At 68.2% G+C, this 12,243-nt stretch carries 8 protein-coding genes and 2 pseudogenes; 5 read left to right on the plus strand and 5 right to left on the minus strand.

The features are described from left to right. Window positions 1-177: 177 nt before the first annotated feature. Window positions 178-1,251, minus strand: coding sequence for a cytochrome P450 (locus tag AB0G01_RS28765; RefSeq protein ID WP_360951634.1), 1,074 nt, complete (start codon window positions 1,249-1,251; stop codon window positions 178-180). Window positions 1,252-1,688: 437 nt separating this feature from the next. After that, the gene (locus tag AB0G01_RS28770) at window positions 1,689-2,267 is read right to left on the minus strand and encodes an acetoacetate decarboxylase family protein (protein ID WP_360951637.1); all 579 of its coding nucleotides are present in this window, start codon (window positions 2,265-2,267) and stop codon (window positions 1,689-1,691) included. Between the two features lie 756 nt (window positions 2,268-3,023). On the opposite strand from AB0G01_RS28770, the gene AB0G01_RS28775 reads away from it, so the two are divergent. Genes AB0G01_RS28775 through AB0G01_RS28790 form a run of 4 tightly spaced genes read left to right on the plus strand, consistent with a single transcriptional unit; the run spans window position 3,024 to window position 8,640 of the window. Next, window positions 3,024-3,467 (plus strand): YbaB/EbfC family nucleoid-associated protein, encoded by a 444-nt coding sequence (locus tag AB0G01_RS28775; protein WP_360951640.1) that lies wholly within the window; start codon window positions 3,024-3,026, stop codon window positions 3,465-3,467. 4 nt (window positions 3,468-3,471) lie between these two features. Next, the gene (locus tag AB0G01_RS28780) at window positions 3,472-3,777 is read left to right on the plus strand and encodes a type VII secretion target (RefSeq protein WP_360951643.1); all 306 of its coding nucleotides are present in this window, start codon (window positions 3,472-3,474) and stop codon (window positions 3,775-3,777) included. Beyond that, window positions 3,774-8,237 carry an RHS repeat-associated core domain-containing protein gene (locus AB0G01_RS28785; protein WP_360951646.1) on the plus strand — a complete coding sequence of 1,488 codons (4,464 nt, stop codon included), beginning with the start codon at window positions 3,774-3,776 and terminating at the stop codon, window positions 8,235-8,237. Before AB0G01_RS28780 ends, AB0G01_RS28785 begins: the two co-directional genes overlap by 4 nt. Beyond that, window positions 8,224-8,640, plus strand: coding sequence for a hypothetical protein (locus AB0G01_RS28790; protein ID WP_360951649.1), 417 nt, complete (start codon window positions 8,224-8,226; stop codon window positions 8,638-8,640). The genes AB0G01_RS28785 and AB0G01_RS28790 overlap by 14 nt, the downstream gene beginning before the upstream one ends. Before the next feature lie 883 nt (window positions 8,641-9,523). On the opposite strand, the pseudogene AB0G01_RS28795 reads toward AB0G01_RS28790, so the two are convergent. Together AB0G01_RS28795 and AB0G01_RS28800 are read right to left on the minus strand one after the other, a co-directional pair. After that, window positions 9,524-9,643 (minus strand): annotated as a pseudogene (locus AB0G01_RS28795) (transposase family protein); the annotation flags it as partial. Between the two features lie 25 nt (window positions 9,644-9,668). Then, a pseudogene (locus tag AB0G01_RS28800) lies at window positions 9,669-10,279 on the minus strand (transposase family protein); the annotation flags it as partial. Window positions 10,280-10,372: 93 nt separating this feature from the next. Here AB0G01_RS28800 and AB0G01_RS28805 point away from each other — a divergent pair. Continuing rightward, the gene (locus tag AB0G01_RS28805; protein ID WP_360951652.1) at window positions 10,373-11,287 is read left to right on the plus strand and encodes an IS982 family transposase; all 915 of its coding nucleotides are present in this window, start codon (window positions 10,373-10,375) and stop codon (window positions 11,285-11,287) included. Window positions 11,288-11,969: 682 nt separating this feature from the next. Here the strand turns inward: AB0G01_RS28805 and AB0G01_RS28810 are convergent. Further along, window positions 11,970-12,203 (minus strand): hypothetical protein, encoded by a 234-nt coding sequence (locus AB0G01_RS28810; RefSeq protein WP_360951654.1) that lies wholly within the window; start codon window positions 12,201-12,203, stop codon window positions 11,970-11,972. Window positions 12,204-12,243: the final 40 nt, after the last annotated feature.

The following is a 12,243-nucleotide window of genomic DNA, read 5'->3' on the forward strand; positions in this document are numbered from 1 at the left end:
CAGTCCTCCCACACGTCGTGCTCGATGCCGCCGAGCGTGATCATCGGCTCGATTGGGCAGTGCTCTCGCACTGCCCAAGCCGCCAGGTCGGCATCAAGAACTATTTCCTAGTACCAGTACCAACGGCGTTCCGGCTTGACGTTGAACACGCGTCGAAGCATTGCAACCATAGCTTGTTCACCTCCTTCCGGTCTCGTGGTGGGTGGTCGGCCAGGTGGCGCGGTGCAGGGTGAAGGGGCTCGGCACGATGCCCTCGGACGAGATGGCTCGCGTGCCGCCTCCGGTGACGGTGAGGCGGGCGTTGTCGGTGAGCGCTGTCAGCGCCTCGGTGACCAGGGTGCGAGCCACCGAAGCGCCGGGACACGCGAAGGGGCCCGCTCCGAACGGGATGTAGGGGCCGTGCCCGTCCGGGTGCGCCCAGCGCTCGGGGCGGAACACCTCGGGGTCGGTCCAGCGGCGTGCGTCGTGGTGCAGCAGGTGGGGGCTGACCGAGACGAGCTCGCCGGGGTCGATCGCGGTGTCGGCGAAGGTGGCGGGAAGGGCGGCGGTGCGGCGCAGCATCCACGGGATCGGCCGGTAGCGCAGCGCTTCCCGCACGACTTGGTCGGCGGGCCACGGCCAGGGGGTGCCGGCGGGGTGGTGCAGGCAGGGCAGGAGCACCGACCAGGCCAGCGAGGCAGCCACCGGTGCCGCGACGGCCCGGAACATGGTCAGGTGCACCTTGGCCACGGCCTGGTCGGGCAGGTCGGCCGGGCACGCACCGAGGATGGCGTCCAGCACGTCGCGCGGCTGGTCGACGTGGTGCTGCCGCCGCCGGGCCACCTCCCGGGTCAGAGCCGCGATCAGCTTGGCGCGCGGCACTTCGGCGCGTGCCCGCTGCCAGACGTGCGGTGCGCGGAACACCACGCCCGCGTGTGCGGCACGGTCGGCCCACCGCCGGGTGTCGGCCTGGGTTCCCGGGTGCAGCAACAGGTTCGCCAGGCAGCGGTACACCAACCGGTTGCCCGTCGCGGGCCAGCGACCGACCCCCGGCAACCCGGTCACCGCCGGGATCAGCGCCGCGCGGTAGTCCGACAGACCGGCGCGCAGGACGTCGCGCACCGCGCGCCCCACTTCGACCTGCGCCTCCCTGGTCGGCAGCAGGTCGCCGAAGAACCCCGACCTGCCCGCGTTGAACTCCCGACCGCGAAGCAGCGTCTCGGCCAGCTTCGCGTCGCCCAGGCACCAGCCGCCCCCAGGGAGCGGGATCACCTCCGTCGCGCTGTTCCGGCGAAGGTCTTCGACGTATGCCAGCGGATCACGCCGGACTCGACGCCTCTCCCGGATCATCATCGCGCACTGCCTCCACGAACCGCGTGCCTGCTCGACCTCGGATCGACTGCACCACTCCTGGTCATTCCCCGCAGGAAGGAACACGAACGCGCGGCCGTCCACCCAACCCGAACGTGACGCCCCTGCCACTCGACCAGGCGACGGCAGACCAGACACCGATTCGTTCAGTGAGCTCCACGGTGGGCCACAACTACCAGGTCGACGCGATCAGCAACCGGGCGTCCGCCTGGTCACTCTCCACCCTTCGCATTCACCCCGGACTGGCGGGATCTCCAGCCACGACATCGCCACCGGGTTCTCGCCGAAGTCCCACTCCGCGATCCGCTCGCCCGACCACGACCACGACCACGGGCTTGTCAGGGTTTGCCGAACGTGAGTTTCATGTCAGCCAACGCAAAACTTGCCAGCGGCGTGTTACCGGCGAGGTAGCCGAGCGGTCCGTGTGCCGGGAACATCCACGTGGCGCGGACGAACCGTGGTTTGCCTGAAATTTGGCTCCTGGTAAGCACCTCGCAGCCGTCCAGCCGCTGCGCCGTCCGCAGTGGCACCGACCAACGACCTGGGATCTTCGGCCCGTTCGTGGCCGTGACCTTGGCGAGTGCCGCGCCCTGACCGAAGGCGGCTCGTTGCTTGGGGATGGCCCAGAGTTCCCGGCCTCCCCGTAGCGAGGTCTCGCTGTCGACCCAGATCTGGGGCACTGAGACGAACACGCGGTGGCCGTGTCGCACGAGCACACCGACCAACAGTTCTTGGTAGGCAAGCATTCCGTCTGGGCCGTAGTCGACGAACGCGACGCATGCGAAAGCGCGGCCGGCCACTGTGATCGGTGACATGGCCAGAGGAATGTGGTCGTGTGGGATGAGGTGCGCGGGCACGGTGAACAACGACATGACGAGGCTGCCCGTCAGGTGCCAAGGTTCAGCGGGATAGCTCATCGCGACTCCGTCCAAGAGTTGGTTGGTCCAGTGGTGCACCCTGCGAACAGACCGGCCGCCGATTGTCGCAGAAGCCTGGTCCGACCTCTGCTGATCGACTCTGTCCGTGAACCAGGCGGTAATCTCGCGTCCTGATGAGGAACACCGCGAGTGCGGCGAGCACAACGAACCAGGTGAACTCCAGCGCCAGGTGTCACCACGCAGTGCGGGGTTCCCGGCTGAGCTCCCATGCGACGAATTCCGCCGGTCTTGTCAGACTCCCGGATCGCCATCGCGTCGCCGGAGCCGGGCATGCCTCCGGTGGTCGCCAGGCTTCTACGCTCGCACCGGAGACCGAAGTTCACTCGGACGGGTTCACCACGCGGCTCCCGTCACCTCCTGATCGACTTCGTCGATGCCGGTCACCAACTCCCCGTTGCCCCCTCCACCGAACGGGCACACCCAGGCACCCGCAATGTCGTACAGGCCCCCATTCGCACAAGTACGTGGACGCCACGCGCGACCGCCGCACTCCCTCCCGGATTGCCGCCGGCGAAATCGCCGTGACCCGAATCAAACCCCTGTGCGCAATCAATTGACCGGAGTCTGCGAACATGCGTCGACGTCCGTGCCTCCGAACGGCAGAACGAGGGGCGAGCCCACCGGTCGGGGCAAGCGGTTGGGCCGATCCGGTCATCTTGGGAGCGAATCGGCACGGAGCATCGTCCCAGGCGCAGTAGCTTGGCCCGATCGCTACGTCACCGGAGAGGGGAACCGATGACCGATCCGTTGGCAAACGTGCAGCGCTTGGTGGACGACTGGGAGCGCGATGCCGAGGAGAAGGCGGCGCGGTACGAGTCGATGCGGCAGGAGGTCGAGCGGATCTCCATCACCGCGTCGGCTGCCGGTGGCGCGGTCAGCGTGACCGTCGGACCGAACGGCATCCCCAACGCGGTGACCATGACCGACGGGGTGAGCCGGTTGCGGCCCGAGCAGATCGCCGCAGCGGTGATGGAGGCGATGGGCAAGGCGCAGGCCGGCTATCCGGCCGAACTGGCGCGGATTGTCGGGGAAACGGTGGGCCCGACCCCCTCCGGGCAGCACATCGTGGCCGTGGCCGAGCACAACTTCCCTCGGCCTGAGGCGGACGTGCCGCCTCCCGCACAGCCCCGTCGGCAGGGTGATGACGGTGACTTCACCGACGAGAGCTTCCTGAGGTGACGCGATGACCGGCTACGAGGCCGTTACCGGCGAGATCGAGGCGTTGGCCGGTCGGGTGGAGGGTCTGGCCGACCGGCTGCGGACGGCGGCGGACGCGGCGCGGACGGTGGCGATGAACGACTCCGCCTACGGCGTGGTGTGCCAACCGTTCGCGATGTTGTTGCAGCCGTTCGAGGACATGGGCGTGCAGGCATTGGCCAAGGCCGCCGAGACGGTGGCGGACAACGCCGCCAGGCTGCGCGAGACCTCCCGCGACTATGACGCCCAGGAGAGCGGCGAGTCCGCGCGCTTCGACGGGATGACCACGTGAACAACCCCCTGCTCGCCACGGCGCAGAGCGACACCACGGCGGTCACCGGCATCGGCATCGCCGAATCGGCAGCGGACTTGGCGAGCGGCATCTCCGACGGAAGCTGGGTCGCCGCCGGACTCGGCGGCATCGGCGTCGGCCTGGAAGTGCTGTCGATGGTGCTCGACCCCATCGGCACCGTCGCCTCCTACGGCGTCGGCTGGCTGATCGAACACGTACAGCCGCTCAAAGAAGCCCTGGACTGGTTCGCCGGCGACCCGCCGGTCATCCGCTCCTTCAGCGAAACCTGGTCCAACGTCGCCGCCGAAGTAGGCAGGATCGCCGCCGACCTCGGCACCCAGGACGCCCCAGGCTGGCAGGGCGCGGCCTCCGCCGCCTATCGCAGCCACGCCGCGCAGACCGCCGACGCCATCGCCGGCGCGGGCACCCTGGCCGAGGGCGTCGGCACCGGCGTGATGGTCATGGGCGAAGTCGTCGCCGCCGTCCGCGAGATCATCCGCGACCTCGTCGCCGAAGTCGTCGGCAAACTCATCACCTGGGCACTCGAAGCCGTCGCCACCCTCGGTCTCGCCACCCCGCTCATCATCGCCCAGGCCACCTCCACCATCGCCCGCGTCTGCAACCGCATCGCCGACCTCGTCCGCAAACTCGTCAAGACCATCGCCAACGTCACCCCCCGCATCCGCAAGGTGTTGGACAAACTCGGCGAAATCATGGAAAAGCTGGGCAAACTCGGCCGCCGCGCCGACACCCCCGGCAACACCACCCCGTCCAGCACGCCCAGCACGCCCGACGCCCCCACCGTAAAAGGACCGGACGGCACCACCAACCCGTCGAGCACGGCCGACGGCACCACCTCGCCCTCCGGCACCACGGCACCCTCCGGGACGACGTCGCCGTCGAGCACGACGTCACCGGACACCGCGTCTTCGAACGCGGTACCCGGCGGCACCAACGGCAACGGGTCGTCACCAGCCGGCTCCGGCAACCCGCCCTCAAGCAGTTCCGACCGGCCGAGCCTGCGTGAGGACACCCCCAACCCGCGCGACCGGGCGCAGACCCCCGAGGGGCGCTGCGAGGGTCGTGAGCCGATCGACCTCGCCTCCGGCGAGATGTACCTGGCGCAGATCGACGTCGAACTGTCCGGCGTGCTGTCGCTGTTGGTCGGACGCGTGCACGTGTCGTCCTATCGCGCCGGACGGCTGTTCGGGCCGTCGTGGGCCTCCACGATGGACCAAAGGCTGGAGGTGGACGACCACGGCGTGTACTTCGCCGACCCGGACGGCGTCGTGCTTGTCTACCCGCTCCCGCCGAGCAGCGGCACCCCCGTGCTTCCGGTGGAGGGCGCGCGCTGGTCGTTGGCGCGTAACGACTCCGGCTACGTGATCACCCAACCCAAGACCGGACTGTCGCTGCACTTCCCGGACGCGGCTCACGCGCCGATCAGCGCGATCACCGACCGCAACGGCAACCGGATCGACTTCGAGCACACCGGGGCGGTGCCATCCCGGATCCGGCACAGCGGTGGCTACGACATCGTTGTGGACAGCGAGAACGGCCACGTCACCGGGCTGAGGCTGGACAACCCGGCGGGCGACGACATTACGCTGGTCTCCTACCGCTACGACGACAACCGGCTCACCGAGGTGCTGAACTCCTCCGGCGCGGCCCTGCGGTTCGAGTACGACCACGCGGGCCGGATCACCAGGTGGGTTGACCGCAACGGGGAGTGGTACGGCTACGAGTACGACCATGACGGCCGTTGCGTGCGCACCACCGGCTCGGGGGGCGCGCTGACCGGTGAAGTGGAGTACGACCTGGCAGCCGGCATCACCCGAGAGGTCGATTCACTCGGACACGTCACCCACCACCACTTCAACGACGTCCGCCAACTGGTGCGGCGGGTGGATCCACTCGGCAGCCAGACACTGTTCCAGTGGGACCGCTACGACCGACTCGTGTCCACCACCGACGCACTCGGCCTCACGACGTCCTACCTGCGTGATGACGACGGCGAGATCCTGGCGCTGACCCGGCCGGACGGCACGCAGTTGCTCGCCGAGTACAACGAGTTCGGTAAACCCACACGTCAGGTGGACCCCGACGGCACCGTGTGGCTGAAGGACTACGACTCACGGGGCAATTTGGTCGCGGTGACGGACCCGAGCGGCGCGGTGACCCGCTACGAGTACAGCGGGAACGGTGGCCTGACCGCCGTGGTGGACGCGGCGGGCGGCACGCACCGGACCGAGGTGGATGCCACAGGGCTCCCGATCGCCGTCACCGACGCCCGCGGTGCCACCACCCGCTACGTCCGCGACGCCGTGGGACGCGTACGGCAGATCCTCGACTCGACCGGCGGGGTCACCGTGCTGTCGTGGACGGTCGAGGGCAAGCTCCTTGGCCGCACCCACCCGGACAGGTCGAGCGAGTCGTGGCGCTACGACGCCGAGGGCAACGAGATCGAGCACGTCGACCGGGTGGGGCAGCGGACACGCACGCGCCCCACTCACTTCGACCTGCCTGCCGACCGGATCCTGCCAGACGGCAGCACCCTCCACTTCGACTACGACACCGAGCTCAGACTCGTGTCGGTGACCGACCAGACGGGTTCGGTGTGGCGGTACGAGTACGACGCCGCAGGCAGTTTGGTGCGCGAGACCGGCTACGGCGGCCAGGCCGTCGAGTACGCACGTGACGCCGCCGGACGGGTCGTGCGGCGGTCGCACGGACCGGACGACCACGTCGAGCTCGAACTCGACCCGCTCGGCCGGGTCCTCACCCGGTCGACACCGACCGGCACGTCCAGATTCCGGTACGACGAGGCCGGTCGCGTGGTGTGGGCGGCAAACGGGCACGCTGAAACCGTGTTCCGCCGCGACGTCCTGGGCCGGGTGGTCGAGGAGAGCACGAACGGACGCACTCTGGTGTCCCGGTACGACGCAGTCGGTCGGCGCGTGAGCCGGGTGACCCCCACCGGTGCCCGATCCGACTGGACGTACGATCCATCGCACCTGCCGACGGCCCTGCACGGCGGCGTCCACACCCTGGAGTTCACTCACGACGCGGCAGGGCGTGAAGTGGGCCGCCGGTTCGGAAACGCCGTACTGGCCCAGCGCTGGGACGCCGCCGGCAGGCTGGCCGACCAAGACGTGTCCACTGTGGATGAAGCCGGCGTGAAGCGGCGGATTGGGCACCGCCGGTACCACTACCGCGCCGATGGCTACCTCACGGCGGTCGAGGAGCCTGCGGGCCCGCGGACCTACGACCTCGACGCACTCGGCCGGGTCGTCTCCGTGCACGGCCCGCGCTGGTCGGAGCAGTACGCCTACGACCCGGCAGGCAACCTGGCCCAGGCCGCGACCCCTGGTGCAGAGCCTGCCTCGTTCACCTACGAGGGCACGCTGTTGCGCCAGGCGGGACGGACCCGCTTCGACTACGACCGGCGCGGCCGGGTCGTGCGGCGGGTGCGGAGCAGGCTCTCGCACAAGCCGGACGTCTGGCACTACACCTGGGACACCGAGGACCGGCTGACCGCGGTCGTCACACCGGACCAAGCGCACTGGCGTTACACCTACGACGCGATGGGCAGGCGCATCGCCAAGCAGCGGACCGGTCCGGCGGGGGAGGTCTTGGAGCGGACGGAGTTCGTCTGGGACGGCACGGTGCTGGCCGAGCAGATCGAAGCCCTCCAAGCGATGACCTGGGACCACGACACGACCGGGATGCGACCGGTGGTGCAGCGACTGCGGGTCCCCACCCACGACGCCGCATGGGTCGACCGCGAGTTCCACTCGATCGTCACCGACCTGGTGGGCGCTCCGGCCGAACTCGTCACGCCGAACGGTCACGTGATGCGCCAGGAGCGGGCCACGCTGTGGGGTCGAACGGTGCACCCGTCCACGCCACTGCGGTTCCCGGGTCAATACCACGACCGCGAGTCCGGCCTGCACTACAACTACTCGCGCTATTACGACCCGGAGACCGCGCGGTACGTCACCGACGATCCGCTGGGCATCCGCCCGTCCCCGAACCCTCGCGCCTACGTGCCGAACCCGACGCGGTTCGTCGACCCACTGGGCCTCTCGCCCGCGCCGGGTGGCTCGCACGCGCTCGGCACCGGCTCGCACACCAACCCGCCGCCGCCCAGGGTCGCCGGCCCGATCTCGATGGACGAAGCGGTCGAACTGGGGGCCCGGCACGCCGGCGACAACGCCCGGGTCGTTCCCTCCGGCAGCGGTGGCTACCAGTTCATCGGCACCTCCACCGACAGTGCGGGTAACCGGATCGCCAGCGTGGCGCGCTTCGACATCAACCCGGCCAGCCCGCACGTGCAACAACTCGGGCCGCACCTCAACCTCGAAACCCAGGTCAACGGCAACCCGGTACGCTCAGGCCCGTACAACGACCCCCACATCCCGATCGACCCGTCCACGATCCGGCCGGGTGACATACCGTGAGAAGGCCATGATCGTCGCACTGTCCACGACCACGAACGAGGCGGCGCTGTCCGGGACGCCGCAGGAGTACGCCGAACTCGCGGCGGCACTGAAACGCGGTCAAGGCCGGTTCGCACTGGTCACCACGGAGAGCGTCGCCCCCTACGGTGTGGCGCTGGAGACGTTGTCCGTGGAGGCGGTGGACACGCCAACCGTCCGGATCACGGTCGACCGAACGACGCTCGACCTGTCAATCCGCGGCCCGCTGCGGCACCTGGCCACGCTCGGCTCGATCGTCCGGGCCGGCGCGGAGTCGGGCGACCCGAAGGGGCACGTGCACCTGGAAGGCTTCGAGGGGCACGACTTCCTCGCCGAAGACTCCTTCTCCCTCACCGTCCACGACGCGGTCGAACCGACACCGTGACCGCAGCTCGAATCGCTCACGCCGGTTCGTGACCTGGGGACCGATGGGGTGCCAGAACTCTTCAGGGTTCGCTCACCTGCGGTAGTCGTGCGCCATGGCTGGTCGGATCCCGCTCGGCCGGTCCTCCGTAGCCGAGGACGTCGAACCGCTGGTGCTGCGACCCGAGGTCGGCCGCACTGCGCCGGACCAGTCCTCGCCCCCGGCTGCATTGGGCTGATCGCACGATGCTCGCCGCACTGACGCGCCGACTCCCCGGGCCGGCGATCCTCTGAGCGCGTGGCAGAAGACCGCTGATGTCATGAACCAGGCTGTTGTTGAAGCGGTCGAGCATCGAGATCCTCTGCGCCACAAAGGATACCGAAATTTTCGAACCTTATTCACCTGTGATTCGCGTGTCCGGCCGTGCTCAACCAGTTCAAGTCGGGAAGGCATCGGCGCTTGAACTCGACGCGCAACCATGTTCGCGCACAGGACGAATGACCACTACTACGCACCACGCGTCGTGCCGGTAGACCGAGTGAAAGACGAACGGCTCGCCTTCCTCGATGCCTACGTGCTGTTGACCGTTCCGTTGGTCATCGCGGACGCCATCGCGAACTGGACTGCGGCGGGGTTCGACATACCAGACCTCGCTACCGTGCTGGTCGAGTCAGACGACCAGTTCGACGCCTTGACGAAGTCCTTAGCAGCAGAGACTTCCACCTCCACGCGCCCCGCCTCCCCGAGAAAACCACCACACGCCTCGGCGACGACGCCCGCTGCGAACCATGGACCATCCGGATCTGGCCCACCACAACCGATATCCCCCTTGACGCCCAACATTCGGCATCACCGCTGACATGGGCTTTGCGCGCGGCGATCCGCGTCGCTCGACGAGATCCGGGCCGATGCCGAACCCGGCCGCGAGGCGGATGTAGGTGTTGCCGCAGCGCAGGTGGGCCAGCACCAACAGCGCTTGACGGCCGGGGGCGAACCTGCGCCACCTGCTGCCGATCCGCCGTCGGTGTGCGGTCAGCGTCTGGGCGGTGCAGCTTGACCAGGACTTTCCAGCCCTTGAGCAGCGAGACGGCGCGTTCACCGAGAGCGCGAGTACGGGCATGAGCCCGGTTGACCGCCTTCTGACCGTATGACAGCCGCAACCGCGTGGCATGACGCTTGAACGGCGTGCGCACCGTGCCGCCCGCGCCTTGGTACGCCTTGTCGGCGAACGTGGTCACCTCATGTTCAGTCAGCACGTCGACCAGACCATGGGTGCGGGCCGCGGTCAGGTCGTGGGCGGAGCCGGGCAGGGTCGGCAAGGCCCACACCCGCTGGCCGGGTCGGCGAGGACTTGGACGTTGACGCCGTGGCGATGGTGTCTGCCGGAGTAGTGGGGCTTCTGGTCGGCGACGCGGTCGATCGGGGCCAGTGTGCCGTCCAAGATCGCGCAGGCGAATCGGGCGGCGCGTTCACCGGCGGCGTACAGGTCGTCGACCAGTGCGGCGAGCAGGTCCACCGCTTCCCGGACGTAGCGCCAGGCGGTTCTGCGGGAAACTCCGAATCCGGCGGCCAGACGAGCGCAGGTGTCGCCGTTGCGCAGGTGGGCGAGCACCAGCAACGCCTGACGGCCGGGATCCAGGCACCGCCACCGCAATCGTCGCCGCACACGCTCGCGCGGATCAGGTCGCCTAGATGATTGATTCCAAGGGGTGGGCACCTGGAGACGTGGGGCGAGGGTGTCGATGTACGGGTTGTGACGACCGACATTGACACCCTCGCGACCGCACTCCACGTCAGGACCGACGACCTGCTGAAGGCCGCGCCGCACCTCGCGCCGTGGCGGCCCAGGGTAGGCATCGCGCCGAAGTTGACCGATGCGGAGCTGGTGACCCTGGCGGTGATGCAGGCCCTGCTCGGCTTCACCAGCGAGGCCCGCTGGTTACGCCACGCCCGCGCCCACCTGGGGCACCTGTTCCGCTACCTGCCCCGCCAACCCGGCTACAACAAGCGGTTGCGCCACGCCGCCGGCCTGGTCAAGGCCGTGATCCGGCTGCTGGCGGTCGACACGACGCTGTGGACCGACGACGTGTGGCTGGTCGACTCCACCCCGGTCGAGTGCGGGCGTTCGCGGGAGACCGCCCGCCGCTCCGGCCTGGCCGGATGGGCGCAGTACGGCTACTGCGCCTCGCACTCCCGCTTCTTCTGGGGCCTGCGCCTGCATCTGGTCTGCACCCCGGGCGGGCTGCCGGTCGGGTTCGCGTTGACCGGGGCCAAGGCCGACGAGCGCACCACCCTGCTCGACATCCTCGACGCCGACCCCGCCCTCGCGGGCGACCGGCCCGGCCAGACGCTGGTCGCCGACCGCCACTACTACGGCCGCGAGTTCGAACAGCGCCTGGGCGACGCCGGGATCGAACTGCTGCGCCCGGCCCGCAAGGGCGAAGCCGAACGGCCCGGCGCACGGCTGTTCAAGCCCCTGCGCCAGACCGTCGAGTCGATCAACCAGACCTTCAAGACCCAACTCGACCTCGAACGACACGGCGGACGCACCAAACCCGGCGTGATCGTCCGCGTCCTGCAACGCATCCTCGCCCTGACCGCCGCCATCTGGCACAACGACCACACCGGACAACCAGTCAAACGATCACTGACCGCCTACGACCACTAACCCTTGGAATCAATCATCTAGGCGGACGAGGGTGCGGTTGGACAGCGCAATCACGGCAGGGTAGGACAGCACGACGAGGCTCCCGGTTGGGGCATCGGATCTTGGTCGACTGCTGTCCTACCGGGAGCCTCGCCCACCACACTCTCCACTGCTCAGCCCGCGCCATGACCTGCGGCGTCGCGATGAAAATAGCTCACTGGTCCAAATCGCCGCCTGGTGACAACTCAGTCGCCAACAAGCACAAGCCACCGCTGCCACTCAAGCGGCAGCCCTGATGAACAACGACAGCGGCTGCCTGACCAAAAGAAACTCGCTACTCGACCATCCCCGAATCAGTCTCGCCGCAACCCGAGGAGACTTCCAAACGATCACTGTGACAAGTTCCCCCGGTACGATGGCCACGGCCCTCGCCGCCTGACACCACCACCAAGTGCGCACGCTGAGCGGCACGAAGCTTCGGCCCTAGCTGGCACTAGGAAGTACCCGCCCTGTTCGACGCCAACCTTGCCTATGCGGGCGTTCAGGTCGTCCCTCAACGGAGTTCGGATACCATGAATGAACGTGATCATGGAGCGCTGGACGACCTGCAGGACTGATCATGGAAGGCTCGGTGTCCATCATCGACAGCCGAGCCTTCCATGATCACAGTGGGACGGTACCCTTACTTGATCAAACCAGCGACCTAGGGCCGATCTTCTCGATTTCGCCGCCTTGCCGTTTCAAGCTGGTCGAACCCGCCGAGCAGCTTGAACCCTACGATCGCGACGATCACGAGAGCAGCCAAGATCGTGTAGTGCAGCCATATTAACTCGGCGGCGAAAATTCCCATGAGCACGCCGATCATCGAAGCGATGAAAAGAGCCGCAACGATCAACGCTGTCCATGTTTTACGGGACAAGGGTTTATTTTGCTTCATGGTGACGTTCTCCCGTCGCCGGTTGCATTCTCTCTACGAG

The sequence above is a fragment of the Actinosynnema sp. NPDC023587 genome, from assembly GCF_040640215.1.
Lineage (GTDB): Bacteria > Actinomycetota > Actinomycetes > Mycobacteriales > Pseudonocardiaceae > Actinosynnema.